The following is a 23,053-nucleotide window of genomic DNA, read 5'->3' on the forward strand; positions in this document are numbered from 1 at the left end:
GTTAAGCTAGTATTATTCAATCTTTATTATTTGAACGTTTTTTTCCTAATTAAAAGTTGAACTGCGCTTGTAATCTCAATAAATTTCCACGCTGTCTATTATTTGGAAGCGCGCTGTCTTCAAATGTTCTATCAGCAATTACCCATTCTGCTACTAATTCAAATGCTTTGATTGGCTGCCATTCTATTCCTAATTCGTAGTCTCTTACCACGTAACTTCTGGCATCTTTCTCAAATTTCTTTCCACCGTCATAATATTGGAATTTGGCAAAAGGATAAATATATTGATGTTTAGGTAAATCCCATTTGTAATTTAAAGTTATATAACCGCCCTCTAAATCGGAAGACTCTACAGTATTAGTCATTTTATCATAGCGAGGTCCTTTTCCAATATTATATTCCGCTTGAACTCCAAAAGGTTTAGGGTAAAGTATAAAAGAGGCTGCGATGCGCTGGTCCACTGTATATAGTTTATCTGATGTAGTCACCCCTGAAGAAAGTTCATTAGTAAAAGCCCATTTTCCAGTATAAGCTTGCAAACCTGGCTCTATAATTTGACCTCCAACCTCAAAAGGGTAACTTACTCTTGTCACCACATGTAAGTTTCTATTTGCTTCAGACTTGTTGGCTGTTTGACCATTATAGGCCCCAAATGCAAATACTCCATAATCTCCAGAACCTTTATATCCATCTTTTACCAGCATTGCAAAACGATCTCTGATTTTACTTGGAGCCCAGTAAAAAAACACTCCTAAATCTCTCTCGTTAGCCACAGCACTATTCAACCCATCATTACGATCTAATGTCAAACGGTTTTGACTGGATTGTAGGTTTTCAAATCCAAAAGGCACTTTGCTTTGTCCAATTCTCAAACGAAACTCTTTCTTGGCATCGAATGATAAATCAAAATATGCATCTCTAATTTGAGCGAAATTATTCACACCGGATGTCGGAGAACTTGCAAAGTCCGGCTGTATGTAGAAATATACGTTGGGATGAATTTGTCCCGAAAATACGATACGTGCTCGTCTTATAAAAAGACCATTATTCGATTTTGCATCAACATCTGTTGAAGTTGTACCCCATGATTTGTCACATTGATCGCAGGAAACTTTATCATTAGAAGAAAGCAACCCATTATAGCGTACCTGTACATAACCTCTAATTCCTATATTATCGTACCAATGTTCTTTCTTAACCTTCGTTTTTTCTTCTGCTACCTTTACTTTATTTATAGAGTCCAAAACACGAACTACTTCTTTTGTTACTTCATCTTTCTTTATATCTTGCGCATTGACAACACTTGATAGAACAAAAAAACCTGCAAATAAAATTTTTTTCATCTTTGTTATATGATTTATTTTTTTGCAAAGGTGAAGCTGTTATGTTAAGTTAATGTTAACATAGTGTTATGTTGATAATAAATTATCGTTTCGTAAAGATTAACTACCTAGTTTCGTAAGATTTTTTTTAAAATTTATTAAATTAATTATAAGATTTAAACTTTTGATATAAAGCAGTTTAACTTGCCTTTTGTTCCAATTCCGGCTTTTTCAATCTGGCCTTTTCAATTGTAAAGGAAAATTCAGATCCAATACCAAACTCACTCTCTACATATATTTTTTCTTTATGTGCTTCTATGATATGTTTTACAATTGCCAATCCTAAACCTGACCCTCCTTCTGAACGCGAACCACTTTTATTTACCCTATAAAAACGCTCAAAAAGCCTTGGGATATTTTGTTTCTCTATTCCTTCACCGTTATCTGTTATTCGAACTAAAACCTTTTTCTTCGTCAAATTAACTATAGCAACTTCTGTAAGTCCGGCTTCTTTTCCATATTTTATGGAGTTTACAATTAAATTCTCTACAACCTGCTGTACCTTATCTTTATCTCCACGCACTAGAATAGGTTGTATCCTATCATTTTCAAAAGCCAATGTTATTTTCTTTTTATCCGCTTTCATTTCCAATAAATCGAAAACGTTTTGAATAACTTCCACAATGTCAAAATCAGAAATCTCCAGATTCAAATCACCAGATTCTAATTTTGTGATCATATCTAAATCTTCAACAATGTAGATTAATCGTTCCACGCCTTTTTCGGCACGTTTTAAATATTTTTTCCGAACTGCTTTATCATCCATCGCTCCATCAATGAGAGTAGACAAATAACCTTGTACTGTAAATAAAGGTGTTTTAAGTTCATGGGAGACATTGCCAAGAAATTCTCTTCGATATTCTTCTCTAACCTGCAACATTTCTATTTCCAATTTTTTATCCGTGGCAAATTTCTTAACCTCCCGAGTCAGCGTTTCCATATCAGTCGTAATGGGCTGATTTATAAATGAACTGGATTCCAGCAAGGAGACATCATCGTATATTTTTTTGACACGTCTGTAAATAAACCTTTCAACACGGTATTGTAAAACCACAAAAGAAAACAAATAAATGATGACAAGAGAAACGATTCCAAACAACAGTAAGTTATTAACTTTAGATCCAAAGAATAGCAACACCATTAATAGGACGAATCCAGTAGCAAAAAGACTAATGAACAAAGCAGATTTTATGGCAAATTTATAGGTTTTCTTAAAATTTATTTTCATCACATTTATGCCTCACTTTTGCAGAAATTCGTATTCTTGTAAAAAAGTATATTTAGTTATACTTCAAATTTATAACCTACTCCTTTAATCGTTTTGAAAAAATCTTCTCCAATTTTTTCACGTAATTTCCTAATATGAACATCAATTGTTCTTCCGCCAACTACAACTTCATTTCCCCAAACTTTATCCAGAATCTCATCGCGTTTGAACACTTTTCCCGGTTTTGAAGCCAACAAATAAAATAATTCAAACTCTTTTCGAGGCAAAGCTATTTCAACACCGTCTTTTCTTATTTTATACTCTTCCCGATTGATCTCAATTCCTCCTACATTAAGTGTTTCACTATTTTGTTCCTGCTCTTTCAAGCGTCGCAATAATGCTTTCACTTTACTAACCAATAATTTTGGCTTAATTGGTTTTGTAATATAATCATCCGCACCAGCATCAAAACCGGCTACTTGGGAATAATCTTCGCTTCTTGCTGTCAAGAAGGTAATAATCACATTATTTAATTCAGGAATTTTTCTAATATTTTCACAAGCTTCCATTCCATCCATTTCTGGCATCATTACATCCATGATAATAAGGTCAGGCAATTCCTTTTTTGCTTTTGCTATTGCTTCTTTTCCGTTTGCAGCTGTAAATATCTGATATCCCTCCTGAGTAAGATTATACCCTACAATTTCTAAAATATCTGGTTCATCATCAACTAGTAAAATCTTTGTATTTCTTTTTTTCATAAATAGAAAAATTATTTAATTTAATTGAATTCACACCTGACAATACTCAGTGATTTTCAATTCCGATTGTAAATATAACAATAAAAGAATCGTTTAAAAATCACATTCACCGTAATTTAATATGTTAACGATTTATTAATATTCACGAAACTAAATGGTAATGATCAAGTAACTTTTACTTTACAAATCGGACTTTACTTTGCATAAAAATTAAACACACAAAAAATGAAATTTAGAATATTGTTTATAGCGTTGTTAATAACAGCTATTTCTTTTTCACAGAATAAAGGTACGATTTCTGGAATCTTAACAGACAAAGACTCAAACAATCAATCATTGCCATTTGCAAATGTACTTATTAAAGGAACAAGTATAGGGACTAATACTGACATTGATGGTAAATACGTTTTAGCAGTACTACCCGGAAACTACACGCTTCAATTTAGCTTTGTTGGTTATGAATCTGTAGAAATCCCTGTAACTGTAACTGCAAATGAAACTGTAAATTTAAATCAAGCAATTGGCTCAGGAAGTTACAAACTCGAAGATGTTGTTATAAAAAACACCGCAAGTAGAGAAAAAGAAACAGCATTACTGCTAGACCAAAAACAAGCTGTGGTAATCAAACAAAGTATTGGGGCTCAGGAAATGGCCCGTAAAGGAGTCAGCGACGTTGAAGAAGGTTTGACAAAAATAACCGGAATTACCAAAGTAGACGGTAGAGGATTATTTATTAGAGGACTAGAGGACCGATACAATAATCTATTGATAAATGATTTACAATCTCCCTCAAACAGCCCTTTCAAAAAAATCATCCCTTTGGATTTATTCCCAACGGATGTAGTGGGCGCTTTGAATATTTATAAAACTTTCAACCCTAACATTTCAGGAGATTTTGCTGGAGCAACAGTTAATATTGAAACACCTCAACCAAAAAACATCACTAAATTAAATATTGGTTTTGGTTACACTACAAACAATAATCTAGAGAAATTTCTACTGTCAAGCGATGCTAATTCCACAAACGGAGCTTTAGGGCTTATAGGTAAGGATAGAGAACTGCCAAGTGTTTTTGGATCTGTTCCAGGAGGAAAAAAACTGTCTCCATCTGAATATGAAAATGCATACGGTAAAAATTCTTTTGATGTTGACCAGACAAAAAGCCCTCTGAATTCCAGTATTGGATTTTTACATGCTCAAAAATTTAATTTGGAGAATGAAAGAAACATCAGCTACATCATGTCTTTCAATTTTGACAACAAATACTCTTTTAGAGAAGGTGTTGACAGAACTTTCAATCTTGGACAAGGGAATTACGACAACAATCTTTACAATACACAATACAGCTATCAAACGACTTTTTCCGGATTAGCAGGATTGAAATATAAAACAAAACGATTGAATGTAAACTTAAATACATTTTTAATTAAAGCTACTGAAAGTAAAATTCAAGACCAATTAGGATACACCAATAGCTTAGCGAATCAAACCAATAATCTTATTAGGTTAAACCAATATGAAGAATCAAACTATTGGAACACCCAATTATTCGGTGACTATAAATTGACTGAAGATGGAAAACATACTGTTAAAGCTGGAGGTTCTTACGTAAAAACATCTTTTCAACAGCCAGACAGAAAATTCATCACAGGCGCTAAAGTAAATGACGACGAAATAAATATGTCCTATGGTGGTAATAATTTGAATCGTCAGTATCTTGATGTAAAAGGAAATTTTTATTATTCTTCTTTTTTAGAATACAATTTGAAATTTGGAAACAAAGAAGAATTGAATAAATTATCAATAGGATACAACAGTTTTCTTAATGACATGCAATCCAGCTACCGTTTCTTTTCCGGAAGAAAAAATATTGAAAAAAACTATACGGCTAACTTAAACACTATAAGCGAGAACATCAATAACGATGTCAATAACGGAATTGTTTACGTACAAGAAGAATCGAATGGCGATTACAAAGTGAAATTAAATCAGTTCGTAAATGCCGGATATTTCAATTTATTCTTGAATCTTGGAGAAAAATGGGATGTGAATACAGGAATTAGAGCAGAAAGTTCTATTCGTGAAATAAAATACAGAGAACAAGGTGATCCTTTTGGAAGTGCTTACCGCAAAAAATCTGATGATAAAATTGACCTCTTACCATCGATAAATGCTAAACGTATTTTAAATGACAACAGTAATTTAAGACTTTCTTTGGCAAAAACCATAACTCGTCCTGTAGCCATGGAGTTGTTACCAATAAATTACATCAATGCAGATGGGACTTCAGAAAGTGGAAATCCAAATTTAAAAGATAGTGAGAATTATAATGTGGATTTCAAATATGAATTATTTCCAAACAACAAGGAATTGTTTGCTGTCGGATTATTTGGAAAAATGATTAACAATCCAATCGAGCGAGTTTTCAAACCAACTGCAAATAGTGGTGGACAAATCACAACCTTTAAAAACTCAGAACAAGCAGTTATTTTTGGAGCAGAAATTGAAATGTTATTTCAATTGGATAGAATCAGCGAATCCCTTTCTAACTTTTCTTTCGGTTTCAATACTTCATTGATGAGCACTGATGTAAAGATTGATCTTAATAAGCAAGGAAACGAATTAGAGAACGGCACAAATCGTAAATTACAAGGCGCTTCAAGCTGGTTAATAAATTCAGATTTGAAATATGATTTTATTCTAAACAAAGATTGGAAAAACTCCATGACATTAGTTTATAACGTTTATGGAGATAGAATTTTTGCGGTAGGTTCATCAGGAATTGATCACATTTATGAAAAATCTTTCAGCAAGTTAGATTTTGTCTGGTCTAATTCTATTTCAAAAAACATTGAACTTAAATTCAGCGTAGACAACATATTGAATCCAAGTTATAAAAAAGAACTGGGAAGCAAAAGCACGCTGAATATTACAGAAGATTCTTTAATTGTAAGAGAATACAAAAAGGGCGTCGGGTTCTCTGTTAATTTAGGATACACATTTTAAAAAGGATAAGAAAAGAGCTAATAGGGCTCTTTTCTTATTTTAAACAAGTAACATAAAATTTACATGAAATTCATTGTTATATAATACTTTAATAACAATTAGGTAACTGAAATAAAAAAGGTATGAAGTACTTTTGAATATAATAATTAACAAAAAAAATTATAATTTTAAAATCATTAAAAATGAAAAAATTAGTATTCAGCCTTGCCTTATTAAGCTTAGTTTTTACAAGTTGCACATCAAGCGACGACGAAGTAACAACTACTCCTCCAATAGCAACAGGTAATATAACGGGTGACGTTACAGCGGCTAAAACTTATGCAAAAGGCGTTTATACAATTAGTGGAACAGTTAGAGTAAAAAGTGGCATAACATTAACCTTTGAAGCTGGTTCAGTAATAACTGCGGATGTAACTGATGGCGCAGATGCTTTATTAGTAGAAAACGGAGGAAAATTAAATATTTCAGGTACTGCAGCAGAACCAGTTGTATTTACTGAAAAATCAAAAACTGCAGGTTCTTGGGGTGGAATAATCATGTTTGGAGACGCTCCTATCGTATCTGGAAAAACTACTACTGGAACTCCAATAGCAACAGCTACCTCTGAAGATGGTACAAACATTGTTTATGGTGGCACAAATGCAGCTCACAACGGTGGCTCTTTAAAATATGTTCGTGTAGAGTATGCAGGTAAAAAAATCCTTGATGGAAATTCTGAAATGAATGGATTTTCATTCTACTCGGTAGGTTCAGGAACAGTGTTAGAAAACCTTGTAGCTTACAAAGGAGCAGATGATGGTTTTGAATTTTACGGCGGAACCGTAAGTGCAAAAAACCTTATTTCTTATGGAAACACAGATGATTCTTTTGACTGGCAAGATGGATGGCAAGGTCAAGCGAATACTAACTGGTACGCTTATCAAACTGGAGCTGGTAATTTTGGAATGGAAATCGAAGCAAAAAGTGTGAATAATGACTTTTTTCCAAAAGTTTCTAACATCACTTTAAGAAGAGCAGCCGGAACGGTTACTGAAGCTGGAAACCCTACTGAAGTAGATGCAGTTCAATTCAAAAAAGAAGGTAACGGCGAATACACTAATATAGTAATTTCCGGATATACTTCAACGACTCCAGGCGCTGTTGCTGTTAGAATACAAGATGCCGCTACAAATACAAATCAAGTCCTAACTGGTAAAATAAAAATGCTAAACGTTAGAATCGCAGATAGCACTCCGTTAACTGGTGCTGGTGCAAGTACATTCACGGTTGCATTCCCTACTGCAAATTTCACAACAAGTACAACCGCAACTGGAGCTGCATTGACTCCTGGAGCTTGGGCTATAGTTGATGGTGTTAATTTACTAGGAAATCTATAACAAAAACTAAATTATTTTATAGCAAACATCCTGAATTTCAGGATGTTTTTTTTTGTGGTACAGTATTTGAAATATTTTTTATATATTTACAATAACAAATCAAAATCATGGCAAAAAACTACTTTTATATTATTATCTTATTGGTTTTTTTCTTTTCTATGAGCCTCACCGCTCAAGAAAACAAGCAACAGCCAAGAACACAAGAAACTGCTTCGATAGAGGGCCTAAGTTTGTACCCAAACCCCGTAAGCAATGGTAAGGTCTACATTTCTTCGAAAAACGACTTAGATAAAGAGATAATTATCTTTGATGTTTTAGGAAAAAAAGTACTCCAAACAATGATTAGTTCAAGAGAACTAAATGTCTCAAATCTTACTTCAGGTGTTTATATCATAAAAATAAATGAAAATGAAGCATCGGCAACAAGAAAATTAATTGTACGATAATACTCCATACAAAAAATTTAAAGCTCCAATAAAATTGGAGCTTTTTTTATAAAAAAATACCCTAGCATTCATTAAATTCAAGAAATTCGTTTCCAAAGCGTTTCTGTTTCTAAGTGCTAACATTTTTTTTACTTACTTTTGTAAAAAACATTTCTTGATTCCAGCTACTGATATATTTTCCATTTCGAGCCAAAAGCAATTTGAAAAAATAGCGTTAAAAGTGTTCCGTTTCCAATACGAAAACAACTTGGTCTATCAAGAATTTTGTGTTTTTTTAAAAACAGACCCGCACAAAGTAAAATCATTATCTCAAATTCCCTTTTTACCCATTCAGTTCTTCAAGAGTCATCAGGTAGTTTCTAATACAGACGCAATTGAAGAAACCTTTACAAGTAGTGGAACAACCGGGATGATTACCAGTAAGCATTTAGTCACTGATGCATCCTTGTATGAAGAAAGTTATCGCAAAGGATTTTCTCAATTTTATGGAAACATTGAAGATTATGTTATTTTGGCTTTACTTCCTTCTTATCTTGAAAGAGAAGGATCTTCGCTGATTTATATGGTCGAGGATTTGATTACACTTTCTAATCATCCGGAAAGCGGTTTTTACCTTCACAATCATGACGAGCTTATAGCCAAACTCACTGCCTTAGATCAAGCTGGACAAAATGTCATTTTAATAGGAGTTACTTACGCTTTACTAGATTTGATCGAAAAACATTCTTTTCAACTGCAAAATACCGTTATCATGGAAACAGGTGGAATGAAAGGCAAGCGAAAAGAAATGATTCGAGAAGAATTACACGAACAATTGTGTAAAGGATTTGGTGTTTCAGCTGTTCATTCTGAATATGGAATGACAGAATTACTTTCCCAAGCTTATTCTTTAGGAAATGGCGTATTTGAATGCCCTTCTTGGATGCAAATACTAATTCGCGATACCGAAGATGCTTTGACATATATTCAAGACGAAAAAACAGGAGGAATTAACATAATCGATTTGGCTAATATCAATTCTTGTTCTTTTATTGCAACTCAGGATTTAGGCAAAAAAAATCCCAACAACTCTTTCGAGGTATTGGGACGTTTTGATAATTCTGATATTCGAGGTTGTAATTTGATGGTGATTTAATATTTTAGCAACTAATTCATAATCTTTTTATTAGAACTATTACTCTTTTCTCGTTTTGAAATCAGAACCGAAAATTAACTTTTAATTTCGATGACTATATCAATCTAAAGTATTTTTATTATTGATGATTTTTATAGGTTTTCAGCAATTAGGTTTATTTAAAAGAATCTAAGGCTACTGATGGTTTTCCATCAGATTGCCACGCATTTAATTGATAGCCACTCCAACTTTTCGCTCCTTGAGGTTCCCAATAAATTACTCCAAGCCCCCTGTTTTTTGGCACATTTTTTACCGCATCAATAACGGCAACTAACATATCATGGGTGTTTTGGACTAAAGTAAAATCCCCTCCAACCTCAACAACCATAACATCTTTATTGTATCTGGAAACCATATCATTTAGATTATTGGCTAAATCTGCAATAGTCTTTGTATAATCAGTTTTTATCCAATATGGATAATAAGATAAACCAATTACATCATACTTTACGTTATTGACTTTTGCATTATCAAAAAAGGTTCTAAATCTTGCATTATTATTTCCTTCATCAAGATGGACAATAACTTTAATAGATGAATTGATTGCTTTTGTTGCTTCGTATCCTTTATTAAGCAATTGTGCCAATTGAGTCCAATTTGAAGTACTCCCTTCTGGCCATAACATTCCTCCTGGAATTTCATTTCCAACCTGTACCCATTCCGGAGTTACGCCTGCAGATTTTAGCGCACTCAAAACATCAAAAGTATGTTGATAAACATCATTTAATAATTCTAAAAAACTATGTTTGACCCAAGCTGCTGGTTTGGTTTGTTTTCCGGGATCAGCCCAAGAATCACTGTAATGAAAATCAATCATGATTCGCATTCCCATTTTTTGAGCACGCACAGCCATCGCTACAGTTTCTTCTTTACTACAATGCCCACTAGCTTTGTCATTTGAAGGGCTGACCCAAACCCTGAGACGTATAGTATTAATTCCTCTGTCTTTTAACAGTTGTAAACAATCTTTTTGAGAACCATCCGCATCATAAAATTTATATCCTGTAGCCTCCATCTGGGGCAACCAGCCAACATCAGCTCCTTTTGAAAAGGCTAAAGTTGTTGTCGCCGTAGGCACTATTACAGGATTTTCTGAATTTTGCGCAGTACTGCAAGAAAAAGTTGTTATCGTTATTAATGCTACGAAAATCAATTTAAATTTTACAAGTATTTTCTTCATATCTATTTATTAAAAGCCAACAATACAGGCAAATATTTTACTAAAATTATTGAAATCCTAATTTTAAAAACTATAACTATCACAAAATAAATTGGTTAGTAGGCATCGCATTTGAACGAAATCCATAACTGACCGCAATTCGTCTTTCCTGTTTACAGGATTTTTGCAAATTGCCGAAATTATAATTCGTTCAGACTCGTAATCTGATTGCGTTCTTCTTTGCAAATCGAAAGCCACTCAGGGCTACCTTTCTGTTCTTCAGCTTCCTTGAGGTTCTGCCTCACGATAGCTCTCTTATTATTGGCTAGCTATCTCCCATTGGCAGTCTCGTTCGGGATTTACACCCTGTAGATATGAGATCCGAAGCACACATAAAAATCCCAACAACTCTATTTCGAGATGTTGGGACGTTTTGATAATTCTGATATTCGAGTTTGTAATTTGATGGCGCTTTAAACTATACCACTCTCACTACAAAATAATTTTTCTTACCACTTTGCAACAGGACAAATTGGTTGTTAATTAAATCTTTGGCGGAAAGCACAAAATCTTCGACAACCTTCTCTTTGTTTACTGAAATCGAATTTGCAGTCAAAGCACGTCTCGCCTCGCCATTAGATTTTAGAAATCCTGTTTTTTCATTCAAAACAGCAACGATAGTAATTCCCGCTTCAATTTCATTTCTAGTAATTTCCGCTTGAGGAACACCATCGAAAACATCCAAAAAAGTCGATTCATCCAATTGTTTCAAATCCTCCGAAGTAGAATTTCCGAACAAAATATTAGACGCTTTAATAGCATTTTCTAAATCTTCCTCAGAATGCACCATCACCGTAATTTCTTCTGCTAAACGTTTTTGCAACAAACGTAAATGTGGTGCCTCTCTATGTTTTTCAGTTAAAACCTCTATTTCTTCTTTTGATAAGAAAGTAAAAATCTTAATGTACTTTTCCGCATCAACATCCGATGTATTTAACCAATATTGGTAAAATTTATAAGGAGAAGTTCTGGCGGAGTCCAACCAAATATTTCCCCCTTCTGACTTTCCAAATTTTGTTCCGTCCGCTTTTGTAATTAACGGACAAGTCAATGCATAAGCCTTTCCACTTGCTATTCTACGCACTAATTCTGTTCCTGTGGTAATATTTCCCCACTGATCACTTCCACCCATTTGTAGTGTACAATTTTTGTTTTTGTACAAATGTAAAAAGTCATATCCTTGAACCAATTGGTACGTAAACTCTGTAAATGACATTCCTTCAGCAGCTTCAGAAGACAAACGTTTCTTTACCGAATCTTTCGACATCATATAATTTACTGTGATGTGCTTTCCAATATCCCGAATGAAGTCAAGAAATGAAAAATTCTTCATCCAGTCATAATTATTCACTAACTCTGCTGCATTTGACGCATCAGAAGTAAAATCGAGAAAACGGGATAATTGCCCCTTTATAGCTTCTTGATTGTGACGCAATGTAGCTTCATCAAGTAAATTTCTTTCATTCGATTTTCCTGACGGATCACCTATCATTCCTGTTGCACCACCCACTAAAGCTAATGGTTTGTGTCCGGACAACTGAAAATGTCTCAATAACATTACTCCCACTAAATGTCCTATATGCAATGAATCGGCAGTTGGGTCAATTCCCACATACGCCACACGCATTTGTTCCATCAAATGTTCTTCTGTACCAGGCATAACATCGTGGAGCATACCTCTCCAAGTTACTTCTTCAATAAAATTCTTCATTTTTTTAATCAATTTGCACAAAGATAAAATTTATTGTGGATTCGGTTATTTGTTTATTAGGTTATTCGAAAAAAATTATTCGTATTTTCGTAGCATGATTTTAGTCACAGGAGGAACAGGTTTAGTGGGCGCACACTTATTGCTTCATTTAATTGAAAATGGAGAAAATGTCCGTGCTATTTTTCGCGATGCAAAAAGTATAGAAAAGACTAAAAACCTATTTGATTTATACAAAAAATTGGATTCATTTAGTGCTATCGAATGGATTCAAGCTGATATTACTGACATTCCTGCTTTAGAAAAAGCTTTTGAAGGAATCGATTACGTTTATCATTGTGCCGCTTTGATTTCTTTTGATCCAAAAGACGAAGATTTAGTTCGAAAAACTAATATTGAAGGAACCGCAAACATTGTCAATTTTTGTGTGGCAAACGCTGTAAAAAAACTGTGTTTTGTGAGTTCAATCGCCGCTCTTGGTGATTTAGCATCTCACGAAAAAATTATCACAGAAGAAACCGAATGGAATCCTGAAAAGCCTCATAGCGATTATGCCATTTCTAAATATGGCGCAGAAATGGAAATATGGCGTGGACAACAGGAAGGATTGCAAGTGATAATTATAAATCCAGGTATTATTATTGGCCCTGGTTTTTGGGAACAGGGAAGCGGGCGACTTTTTATAAAAGTACAAAAAGGATTGTCATTTTACACTTTGGGAAGTTCTGGATTTGTTGCCGTCACTGATGTAGTACGAATTGCAACTCTATTAATGGAAAGTAAAATTCACAATGAACGATTCACATTACTTGCAAAAAACATCCTATTCCGTGATCTATTGAACAGCATTGCCGATTCTCTTCACGTAAAAAGACCTACCATTCATGCTAGACCTTTACTTATGGAAATTAGCTGGAGGATTGAATGGATACTTTCGAATGTTTTTAGGAAAAAGAGAGAGCTGACGAGCGCTACTGCAAAAGCATCTTATTCTAAAAATGAATATTCTAATGAAAAAATTACGACGGCTTTAAAAACTGATTTTTTGGATATTCACCAATACATTAAAGAAATTTCAGCTTTATAACTAAAGCCTTTTCCTTTGATTGATTTCTAATGAATCTATTAGTTTGGTTGTTGGCGAAGCTGGTTTTTTCTTATTCTTATTCTTTTTCTTATTCTTATTCTTTTTTTCTTCAGCCTTAATCAAAGAGGCTATCTCTTCCTTCTTTTTAGTTAACCTATCTTCTAATTGAACAACAATAGCTGTATACTCCTCATAATTCGAAGCATAATAGGTATTGCTTTTAGCAAATTGCAGACTGTCAATTTTATATTTTTTATAAATATATTTTTTCGGATTTATTTTAAAGGTATCCATAGAAGCCGGATTCTGGTATTTAATAGCATCCAGCAAGGATAAATCATACATAATATTGAGCATCACTTCTTTTTCTATAAGACGATCCGGTTTTTTTAAAACTTCCTCCTTACAGCTAACAAATACTGAGATAATCGCTAAAAGTGATATTATTTTCTTCATTTTTACCTTTTATCTGTCAAATAACAATCTTTTCCCTGCACGAATTTCTTTCACTTTAAAAGCGGTATAGACTAATTGCCCGTTTACAAAAGTATGGGTTATTCTGGACTTAAAAGTAAATCCTTCAAATGGCGACCATCCGCATTTAGCAAGAATATTCTCTTTTTTAACACTCCATGGCAAACCTGAATTTATTATAACTAAATCGGCATAATACCCTTCTTTTATAAAACCACGTTTCTCTATTTTAAAAATCTTAGCAGGATTATGACACATTTTTTCAACAATTTTTTCAATGCTGATTTTACCTTGATGGTGCGCTTCAAACATTGCCACAACAGCATGCTGCACTAAAGGCCCGCCAGAAGGAGCTTTAAGATATGGTAATTTTTTTTCTTCCAGTGTATGTGGTGCGTGGTCCGTCGCAATCACATCAATTCTGTCATCAAGCAGCGCTTCCCATAATACTTTTCGGTCATTGGCTGTTTTTACCGCTGGATTCCATTTTATTAAATTTCCTTTGGTTGCATAATCATCATTGGTAAACCATAAGTGATGAACACAAACTTCAGCAGTAATTTTTTTGTCTTCCAATGGGATTTTGTTTGTAAACAAATCCATTTCTTTGGCAGTCGAAAGATGAAAAATATGCAAACGTGCTCCAGTTTTTTTAGCCAGAGCAATAGCTTTCGAAGATGAAATATAACAGGCTTCTTCACTTCGGATAAGATGGTGGACCGTTACGGGAACATCTTCGCCAAACTCTTCTTTGTATTTTTCTAAATTATTTTTAATGGTGGTTTCATCTTCACAATGAACCGCAATAAGCATTGGTGTACTTGAGAATATTTTTTCTAGAGTAGCTTCATTATCCACCAACATATTTCCCGTTGATGATCCTAAAAAGATTTTTATCCCTGCAACATTCTTTGGATTTGTTTTAAGAACCTCTTCCAAATTATCGTTTGTTGCGCCCATCATAAAAGAATAGTTTGCATAGGATTTTTCCGCAGCAATTTGATATTTTTCTTCTAAAATCTCTTGAGTTACAGCATTAGGAACGGTATTGGGCTGCTCTATGTAAGAAGTAATTCCTCCCGCAACTGCAGCTCTAGATTCTGATTCTATATCGCCTTTGTACGTAAGACCCGGCTCTCTAAAATGAACCTGATCATCTATCGCTCCCGGAATTAGATAATTCCCTTCGGCGTCAATGATTTTACATTGAGAAGATTTTGCACTGATGCTTTCTGCAATTTCAACAATTAAGTCATCTTCAATTAGTACATCGCCTTCAAAAATCGTTCCTTCATTTACTATTTTGGCATTCTTAATTAAAATCCTGTTCATCGTATCTTCTTCTTATAATGTGTTGACTAATTTTTTTAATCTAAGTGAAATAACCCCAAAAACTGCTTCAACAATTATAGAGTTACTCATTTTTGATTGTCCTTTTGTTCTATCCGTAAAAATGATGGGAACCTCGACAATTTGGAATTTCTTACAGTAGGTTCTGTATTTCATTTCAATTTGGAAGGCATATCCAACAAATTTTATCTTATTTAAATTGATACTTTCCAGCACTTGTCTTTTATAGCAAACAAAACCTGCGGTAGCATCATGAATCTTCATTCCGGTTATTAACTTAACGTAAACAGATGCGAAATAGGACATTAATACACGGCTTAAAGGCCAGTTAACCACATTTACACCCGTTACATAACGGGAACCAATTGCTAAATCAGCATCCCCAAAACGACATGCATCATATAATTTCTCTAAATCATTTGGGTTGTGCGAAAAATCTGCATCCATTTCGAAAATAAAATCATATTTACGATCCAAAGCCCATTTAAAACCATGAACGTAAGCGGTTCCTAACCCCGATTTCTTAGCTCTTTTTTCTAAAAACAATCTGTCTTTAAATTCAGACTGAAGCACAACTACTTTATCGGCAGTACTATCAGGCGAATTATCATCAATAATAAGAACATGAAAAGGCTTGTGTTGAGAAAGCACTGTTCTGATAATGCTTTCTATATTTTCAATTTCGTTATAGGTAGGAATTATAACAATACAATCGTTCATATTTTGAGTAATTTCAACGCAAAAGTAAACTTTTTATGCCATTTGATTCATAATAAATTTATAATAAAAAAGAATGATGCAAAAAATTAGTAATTTTGTATCACTATGATTGAATATGTACTTCATCCAAGAATAACCGAAAATAAAGACTGGGCCACACTTTTATTTGTGTTATCTTTTGCTATTATTGCTATTACCAAATCCGTTTTTGAAAATCGTTTTGGTGATTTTGCAAATTTAATTTTTTCAAATAAATATACCAAAATATATAGAGACAGCAGTCACCTTAAAAGCGGCTTTACCGTTGCCTTATTTTTTGTTCAGGTTATTTCCTTTGCATTTTTTATTCAACTCTCTCTGAGTTATTTTGGATTTGCTTCAAAAACAGATTGGATTTTATACATTCAAATAATTACTTTCCTTATGTTTTTTGTTTTATCAAAATATCTAATAGAAAAAATTATTGGAACAGCCTTCAATATGGAGGAATTTGTAGAACAATTTAACCTTCAAAAAGTAACGTACAGGACCTATATTGGATTATTTATACTTCCAATCAATATCATTTTGTTCTATTACGACTCAATATCAAGAAATATTCCATTATTTATTATTTCTATTGTGCTGATAACGAACGTATTGACGTATTTAATTTCAATAAAAAATTATCAAAACTTAATATTCGGTAAGTTGTTTTATTTTATTTTATATCTTTGCGCACTTGAAATAGCCCCCTATTATTTTATGTATTATTGGTTTACAAAAGGGAGTGCGTAGAAAATGTTAAAATATGAAAGTGAAAACAATTTTGGTGTCACAGCCCGAACCTAAAGTGGAAAATTCCCCTTACTTTGAGCTTCAACAAAAGCATAAAGTTAAAATTGATTTCAGACCTTTTATTCATGTAGAAGGCGTTAGTGCAAAAGAGATTAGACTTCAAAAAATTGATCTTAATCATTACACGGCAATTATTTTAACAAGCAAAAATGCTGTTGATCATTTCTTCAGAGTTGCTGACGAAATGCGTTTTAAAGTTCCTGAAGGATTAAAATATTTTTGCCAATCAGAAGCAATTGCTTTTTATCTGCAAAAATATGTAGTGTATAGAAAACGTAAAATTTACGTAGGTCCTAAAGATTTTGCCGATTTATCTCCACTGATAAAAAAATACAAAGACGAAAAATTCTTATTACCTGCTTCAGATCAATTGAACGCTGATGCGCCAATAACGCTAAATGCATTGAAAGTAGACTGGACTCCAGCCGTTTTTTATAAAACAGTCATGAGTGATTTATCTGATTTAGCTGATGTATATTATGATGTTTTGGCTTTCTTTAGCCCAACGGGAATAAAATCACTGTTTAAGAACTTTCCAGACTTTGAGCAAAACAATACCAGAATTGCAGTTTTTGGAAGTACAACTCAGAAAGAGGCTTTAGAGCATGGACTACGTATAGATATTATGGCCCCAACTCCGGGAACACCATCTATGACAATGGCTTTAGAAAAATATATCGCAGAAGCAAATAAAGGTAAATAGAAAATTACTCTTGAAAATAAAGTTAAAAAAGCCACAATTATGTTGTGGCTTTTTTAATGCTCCATTTTTAATTAAAACTACTTATTTCTATTTACTTACTGTTTTTTACTTAATTTTGATTATCAATCCAAACTAAATTTACTTTTTTAGTTTAAAATAGCAACTTATGAAAATCAACTCCTTAATAGTAGAAATCGACGGTATCGATAAAGAAATTTTACGTGACCTAATGGAAGATGCTCGAAAACCAATCCTGCAAATCGCCAATAAGATAGGAATTTCGGGAGCCGCTATTCATCAGCGATTGCGAAAACTAGAACAGTCCGGGGTTATTTCGGGCTCTAAGTTTACTGTAAATCATAAGATTTTAGGCTATAACACAATGGCGTTTGTTGGAATTTACTTAGACAAAGCTGCCAGAAACCCAGAAGCCGTAAGGGACTTAAAGAAAATTCCCGAAGTATTAGAATGCCATTATACCACTGGAAACTGGTCTATCTTAATCAAGATTATCTGTAGGGATAACCAACATTTAATGCATTTACTCAATACAAAAATCCAAGCTATAGAAGGTGTTTCCAGAACAGAAACCTTCATCTCGCTAGACCAACAAATCGACAGACAGATTCAACTTTAGTTTTTTGGACTAGCCGTTAATTTACAAAAAAACCGCCCTGTTAAAATGAACAAGACGGTTTATATAGTTACAAAACTTAATCTCTTCTACTGCCGCCCATATAAATCGAAACGTAATACAGTAGTGTTGCAATTGACCCTAAAGCAGCCACGACATAGGTTCTGGCAGCCCATTTCAGCGAGTCTTTTGCACCAGCGTGTTCTTGTTGTGTCAACATTCTTTTATTTTCCAACCAAGCTAATGCGCGATTGCTCGCGTCATATTCTACAGGCAAAGTAACAATCGAAAATAAAGTTGTTGCAGCAAAAATTATAATTCCGATCAATAACAACGATGGAAACGTTTTTATCATCAAGATCCCTGCAAGCAAAATCCATTGCATATAAGTCGATGCTACATTTACAACCGGCACCAATTTAGATCGCATAGTCAACCATTGATACCCTACGGCATGCTGAACAGCATGACCACATTCGTGTGCCGCAACAGCAGCTGCAGCTGCATTTCGTTGGTTGTATACCGCCTCACTTAAATTTACTGTTTTATTAACCGGATTGTAATGGTCCGTTAATTGCCCCGGTGTAGAAATAACTCTTACATCTCGAATTCCATTATCGGCAAGCATTTTCTCGGCGATTTCAGCTCCGGACATTCCGTTTTGCAATTGTAATTTAGAGTAATGTTCAAATTTGCTTTTTAGTCTTGAACTAACTAACCAGCTAAAGAGCATAATTGCTCCAGCAAGAATTAAATACCCCATTCCCATATTTTCCTTTTTTTAATTTTAAAGTTTAAAGTTATAAAACAATCATCAAATTCTGAACCATTTTTTTACAATGTCAATTTGGCATCCATGAAATCCAAATAAAAAAATCCAAATCCCAAAAATGATTTTGGATTTTGGATTTTGATGCATGCAGTGAAATAACAGAATTTACTGAACCAAATTGATAATTTTCCCTGGAACAATAATCACCTTATTTGGTGTTCTGCCTTCTAATTGTTTGATTGTTCTTTCATCTTTCATTACAATTTCCTCGATTTCTTCTTTGGTTAAGTCCAAAGGCAAAACCATAGTGAAGCGCATTTTTCCGTTAAAAGAAACCGGATACTCTTTATTACTTTCTACCAAATGTTGTGCATCAAATATTGGAAAATCAACCGTTGCAATCGAACCTGTGTTTCCCAATAACGACCATAATTCCTCAGCGATATGAGGTGCATACGGAGAAATCAAAATCACTAATGGTTCCAAGATTGCACGAGAATGACAATTTTGAGCCGACAATTCATTCACACAAATCATAAACTGACTTACGGAGGTATTAAAAGAGAAACTCTCAATATCTTCCGCTACTTTTTTGATAGTCTTATGTAATGATTTCAGGTTATCTTTTGTTGGTTCGTCATTGGTAATAATCAAACCATTATCATCAAAATACAAACGGCACAATTTTTTTAAGAAACCAAAAACCCCTGATATCCCTGCTGTATTCCATGGTTTAGCTTGTTCCAAAGGTCCTAAGAACATTTCATATAAACGCAACGTATCCGCCCCATATTCGTTACAAATATCGTCTGGTGTTACGACATTGTATTTGGATTTTGACATTTTTTCAATTTCACGACCGACTATAAATTTTCCGTTTTCTTCACAAATAAATTCAGCATTAGCGTAATATTCTCTCCAATTTCTAAATTTTTCTATATCAAGTTCATCGGAAGTATTAATACTACTAACATCGGTATGAATCGATGAAAAAGATATATTAATTTTGATTAGAGACGGTAAATCTTTATTTATGCTTTTGTAAAACTCTTCTATCTTATCTCTGGTATACTTGTCTCCTTTATCAATAATTTCTTTTGAAACAAAAATCGTTAAGTCATCAGTAGACATTAGTTGATACGAAATTGCACTCATCCCCAAAATCATCCCCTGATTAATCAATTTTTTGAATGGCTCTTCAGTTGGCGCAAAACCTTTGTCTTTCAAAAATTTGTTCCAAAAACGGGAATATAATAAATGTCCTGTAGCGTGTTCGCTTCCGCCAATGTATAAGTCAACGCTTTCCCAGTATTTCAAAGCTTCTTTGCTCGTAAATTCGTTTTCATTTTGTGCATCCATATAACGCATCCAATACCATGAACTTCCTGCCCAACCTGGCATGGTGTTCAATTCAAGAGGATGAATTGTTACATTGTCTACTAAATCTGTATTAACAACTGTATTCGTTTCGCTATCCCAAGCCCATACTAAAGCGTTTCCTAAAGGTGGCAAACCTTCTTCTGTTGGTAAATATTTCTCTACTTCTGGCAAAATGATTGGTAAATATTTCGCATCAATCATTTGCGGTAAGCCATTCACATAATAAACAGGAAATGGTTCTCCCCAATACCGCTGACGAGAGAAAACGGCATCTCGCAAACGGTAATTCGTCTTTCCTTTTCCTTGGTTTAGTTTCTCGAGTTCCACGATAACTTCTTTGGTCGCTTCTTTGTAGCTCATTCCGTTTAGAAAATCAGAATTAGCGATAATTACATTGTCTTTGGAACCATGAGCAACTTTCGAAATATCCACATTTGCAAAAATATTTTTGATCTCTTGCATGCCGTTTTGACCTTTGAAGAAGTTCGCGAAAGCATAATCTCTTTCATCACCACATGGAACTGCCATAACTGCGCCTGTTCCGTAACCCGCCAAAACATAATCCCCAATCCAGACCGGAATTGGTTCTTTGGTGAAAGGATGTTCTGCATAAGCACCTGTAAATACTCCAGAAATGGTTTTCACATCAGCCATACGTTCTCTTTCGGAACGTTTTGCAGTTTTTTCTATATAGGCCTCAACTTCTGCTTTTTGTTCCGGACTGGTGATTTGTGCAACCAATTCATGCTCTGGTGCCAATGTCATAAACGTAACTCCAAAAATAGTATCAGGCCTTGTCGTGAAAACCGCAATTTTAGCTTCTGAATTTTGAACAGTGAATTCCACAGTTGCTCCAACGGATTTTCCAATCCAGTTTCTTTGACTCTCTTTGATACTTTCACTCCAATCGATATCATTCAACCCTTGTAATAAACGCTCTGCATAAGCTGAAATTCGCATACTCCATTGTGTCATTTTTTTACGAACAACAGTAAAACCGCCACGTTCGGAAACACCATTTACAATTTCATCATTTGCCAAAACCGTTCCTAATCCGGGACACCAGTTCACTTCAGTCTCAGCCAAATAGGTCAATCTGTATTGCAGTAAAATTCTCTCCTGCTGTTCTTTTGTGAAAGCATTCCATACATTTGCTGCAAACGTTTCAATATTTTCATCACAAACTGCATTGACCTTCGCATTCCCATCTGTTGAAAAAATGGAAACTAAAGTCGAAATATCTTCGGCTTTATCACTGTCTTTATTATACCAAGAATTGAATAATTGGATAAAAATCCATTGGGTATGTTTGTAATAATCCGGATTTGAAGTACGGACTTCTCTGCTCCAATCGAATGAAAATCCAATTTTGTCCAGTTGTTTTCTGTATCCGGCAATTTTATTTCCTTCTTTATCGGTACCACCATCAATATTCACCGAAGTTGTATCCTCAGGACGTTGACCCGTCTGGATAGCGTATTGTTCCGCTGGTAAACCAAAACTGTCGTAACCCATCGGGTGCAAAACATTAAAACCCTGGTGTCTTTTATATCTAGAATAAACATCAGAAGCGATATATCCAAGCGGATGCCCTACGTGCAATCCCGCTCCAGATGGATAAGGAAACATATCAAGTACGTAATATTTAGGTTTTGCTGAGTTGTTTTCGGCTTTAAACGTTGCGTTTTCTAACCAATACTTCTGCCATTTGGCTTCTATTTCGTTCGGATTGTATTTCATTTTTATAAAAGTTGCAAAGTTGCAAAGGAACAAAGTCTCAAAGGCTTTCTCACGATGACTATTTTTAGGTGCCAAATTTACGTTTATTGTACGAAAGTTGAAACTTTGAGCGTTATTAACTTTAAATAAAGAAATTCTTTATTATTTTTACCCAATAATTTCAGCAAACTATGAGTTCTTCCTTTGATAATTTTCAAAAACGCCGGTTAATCTCCTCGTATTTTTCAGTAGTACTAAGTGTATTCTTAGTCTTATTTTTATTAGGAATATTGGGTCTTTTCATTATAAATTCTAAAAAACTAGCCAACGATTTCAAAGAAAATATCGCCATGACGGTTTTTTTCAAAAATGAAGCGAATGACAGTATTTTGAAGACTTTTGGATCCGAATTAAAATCAAGTCGTTTTGTAAAATCATATGATTACGTAACCAAAGAAGCTGCAGCTAAACAACATACCGATATTATTGGGGAGGATTTTATGGAATTTCTAGGTGAGAATCCATTGCAAAATTCATACGATATTCACTTAAAAGGGGATTATGTAATTAAAGACAGCATTGCAAAAATTGAAGCCGGTTTACGCAAAAACGTTATGATTTCAGATATAGTGTACGATAAACAATTAGTGAATTTAGTCAATGATAATATCAAAAAAGTAAGTATGTGGATTCTAATAATTAGCGGATTCTTAGCCTTCATTGCCGTACTACTGATTAATAGTTCGTTGCGTTTATCAATACATTCCAACCGATTTATAATTAAAACCATGCAAATGGTGGGTGCCACTAAAGCTTTCATCAGAAAACCATTTGTAATGCGAAGCATAAAACTGGGGATGATTGGCGCAGGACTCGCAGTTTTCGCGTTAATTGGCGTTTTGATTTACGTTGAAACAAATTTTCCTAATCTTGGTATATTGGAAGACAAAGCTTTAATTGGATTGGTCTTACTAGCTGTTTTGGGAATTGGTATCTTAATTACTTGGTTAAGCACGTATTTTGCCACACAACGTTTCTTGAATTTGAGAACAGACGACCTTTACTAATTTCAGATAACGATTTCAGATTTAAATACACC

19 protein-coding genes are annotated in these 23,053 nt (G+C 34.0%); 9 read left to right on the forward strand and 10 right to left on the reverse strand.

The window, feature by feature from the left end; translation table 11 throughout:
• Window positions 1-49: 49 nt before the first annotated feature.
• The 3 genes from ACNQGN_RS10435 to ACNQGN_RS10445 form a co-directional block, all read right to left on the reverse strand.
• Window positions 50-1,342 carry a porin gene (locus tag ACNQGN_RS10435; RefSeq protein WP_417987773.1) on the reverse strand — a complete coding sequence of 431 codons (1,293 nt, stop codon included), beginning with the start codon at window positions 1,340-1,342 and terminating at the stop codon, window positions 50-52.
• A gap of 178 nt (window positions 1,343-1,520) precedes the next feature.
• Window positions 1,521-2,609, reverse strand: a complete 1,089-nt coding sequence (locus ACNQGN_RS10440) for a sensor histidine kinase (RefSeq protein WP_417987774.1) — start codon at window positions 2,607-2,609, stop codon at window positions 1,521-1,523.
• Window positions 2,610-2,665: 56 nt separating this feature from the next.
• The gene (locus tag ACNQGN_RS10445; protein ID WP_417987775.1) at window positions 2,666-3,349 is read right to left on the reverse strand and encodes a response regulator transcription factor; all 684 of its coding nucleotides are present in this window, start codon (window positions 3,347-3,349) and stop codon (window positions 2,666-2,668) included.
• 225 nt (window positions 3,350-3,574) lie between these two features.
• Between ACNQGN_RS10445 and ACNQGN_RS10450 the strand changes: the two genes are divergently transcribed.
• From ACNQGN_RS10450 to ACNQGN_RS10465, 4 genes are all read left to right on the forward strand, one after another.
• Window positions 3,575-6,355: a TonB-dependent receptor gene (locus ACNQGN_RS10450; RefSeq protein ID WP_417987776.1), complete on the forward strand. Its 2,781-nt coding sequence runs from the start codon at window positions 3,575-3,577 to the stop codon at window positions 6,353-6,355.
• A gap of 182 nt (window positions 6,356-6,537) precedes the next feature.
• Window positions 6,538-7,731, forward strand: coding sequence for a hypothetical protein (locus ACNQGN_RS10455; RefSeq protein ID WP_417987777.1), 1,194 nt, complete (start codon window positions 6,538-6,540; stop codon window positions 7,729-7,731).
• A 107-nt stretch (window positions 7,732-7,838) separates the two neighbouring features.
• Window positions 7,839-8,177, forward strand: coding sequence for a T9SS type A sorting domain-containing protein (locus tag ACNQGN_RS10460; protein WP_416851840.1), 339 nt, complete (start codon window positions 7,839-7,841; stop codon window positions 8,175-8,177).
• Between the two features lie 154 nt (window positions 8,178-8,331).
• On the forward strand, window positions 8,332-9,312 hold the full coding sequence (locus ACNQGN_RS10465; RefSeq protein ID WP_417987778.1) for a LuxE/PaaK family acyltransferase: 981 nt from the start codon (window positions 8,332-8,334) through the stop codon (window positions 9,310-9,312).
• 154 nt (window positions 9,313-9,466) lie between these two features.
• Here ACNQGN_RS10465 and ACNQGN_RS10470 read toward each other — a convergent pair whose 3' ends face one another.
• Complete coding sequence (locus ACNQGN_RS10470; protein ID WP_417987779.1) at window positions 9,467-10,531, reverse strand: glycoside hydrolase family 53 protein; 1,065 nt, start codon at window positions 10,529-10,531, stop codon at window positions 9,467-9,469.
• A gap of 457 nt (window positions 10,532-10,988) precedes the next feature.
• The gene (gene tyrS / locus ACNQGN_RS10475) at window positions 10,989-12,281 is read right to left on the reverse strand and encodes a tyrosine--tRNA ligase (protein ID WP_417987780.1); all 1,293 of its coding nucleotides are present in this window, start codon (window positions 12,279-12,281) and stop codon (window positions 10,989-10,991) included.
• A 94-nt stretch (window positions 12,282-12,375) separates the two neighbouring features.
• Between tyrS and ACNQGN_RS10480 the strand changes: the two genes are divergently transcribed.
• Window positions 12,376-13,365 (forward strand): NAD-dependent epimerase/dehydratase family protein, encoded by a 990-nt coding sequence (locus tag ACNQGN_RS10480; RefSeq protein WP_417987781.1) that lies wholly within the window; start codon window positions 12,376-12,378, stop codon window positions 13,363-13,365.
• On the opposite strand, the gene ACNQGN_RS10485 is transcribed toward ACNQGN_RS10480, so the two are convergent.
• From ACNQGN_RS10485 to ACNQGN_RS10495, 3 genes are read right to left on the reverse strand one after another with little or no spacing between them, the layout of a single operon-like run.
• On the reverse strand, window positions 13,366-13,821 hold the full coding sequence (locus tag ACNQGN_RS10485) for a DUF4296 domain-containing protein (RefSeq protein ID WP_417987782.1): 456 nt from the start codon (window positions 13,819-13,821) through the stop codon (window positions 13,366-13,368).
• 9 nt (window positions 13,822-13,830) lie between these two features.
• The gene (locus ACNQGN_RS10490; RefSeq protein WP_417987783.1) at window positions 13,831-15,171 is read right to left on the reverse strand and encodes a dihydroorotase; all 1,341 of its coding nucleotides are present in this window, start codon (window positions 15,169-15,171) and stop codon (window positions 13,831-13,833) included.
• A gap of 12 nt (window positions 15,172-15,183) precedes the next feature.
• Window positions 15,184-15,909, reverse strand: a complete 726-nt coding sequence (locus tag ACNQGN_RS10495) for a polyprenol monophosphomannose synthase (RefSeq protein WP_417987784.1) — start codon at window positions 15,907-15,909, stop codon at window positions 15,184-15,186.
• Window positions 15,910-16,014: 105 nt separating this feature from the next.
• Here ACNQGN_RS10495 and ACNQGN_RS10500 point away from each other — a divergent pair, with 105 nt between their 5' ends.
• The 3 genes from ACNQGN_RS10500 to ACNQGN_RS10510 all read left to right on the forward strand — a co-directional run bounded on the left by ACNQGN_RS10500 (window position 16,015) and on the right by ACNQGN_RS10510 (window position 18,086).
• Window positions 16,015-16,686, forward strand: a complete 672-nt coding sequence (locus ACNQGN_RS10500) for a DUF4271 domain-containing protein (RefSeq protein WP_417987785.1) — start codon at window positions 16,015-16,017, stop codon at window positions 16,684-16,686.
• 13 nt (window positions 16,687-16,699) lie between these two features.
• On the forward strand, window positions 16,700-17,449 hold the full coding sequence (locus tag ACNQGN_RS10505; protein WP_348813159.1) for a uroporphyrinogen-III synthase: 750 nt from the start codon (window positions 16,700-16,702) through the stop codon (window positions 17,447-17,449).
• A 166-nt stretch (window positions 17,450-17,615) separates the two neighbouring features.
• The gene (locus ACNQGN_RS10510) at window positions 17,616-18,086 is read left to right on the forward strand and encodes an Lrp/AsnC family transcriptional regulator (RefSeq protein ID WP_417987786.1); all 471 of its coding nucleotides are present in this window, start codon (window positions 17,616-17,618) and stop codon (window positions 18,084-18,086) included.
• Between the two features lie 76 nt (window positions 18,087-18,162).
• Here the strand turns inward: ACNQGN_RS10510 and ACNQGN_RS10515 are convergent, their stop codons facing one another.
• Together ACNQGN_RS10515 and ACNQGN_RS10520 are read right to left on the reverse strand one after the other, a co-directional pair.
• Window positions 18,163-18,852 carry a zinc metallopeptidase gene (locus ACNQGN_RS10515; protein WP_417987787.1) on the reverse strand — a complete coding sequence of 230 codons (690 nt, stop codon included), beginning with the start codon at window positions 18,850-18,852 and terminating at the stop codon, window positions 18,163-18,165.
• Between the two features lie 168 nt (window positions 18,853-19,020).
• Window positions 19,021-21,975, reverse strand: coding sequence for a leucine--tRNA ligase (locus ACNQGN_RS10520; RefSeq protein WP_417987788.1), 2,955 nt, complete (start codon window positions 21,973-21,975; stop codon window positions 19,021-19,023).
• Between the two features lie 170 nt (window positions 21,976-22,145).
• On the opposite strand from ACNQGN_RS10520, the gene ACNQGN_RS10525 reads away from it, so the two are divergent.
• Complete coding sequence (locus tag ACNQGN_RS10525) at window positions 22,146-23,021, forward strand: cell division protein FtsX (protein WP_417987789.1); 876 nt, start codon at window positions 22,146-22,148, stop codon at window positions 23,019-23,021.
• The last annotated feature ends 32 nt before the right edge of the window (window positions 23,022-23,053 follow it).

This window comes from Flavobacterium rhamnosi (assembly GCF_048286515.1).
In the GTDB taxonomy this organism is placed as follows: domain Bacteria; phylum Bacteroidota; class Bacteroidia; order Flavobacteriales; family Flavobacteriaceae; genus Flavobacterium.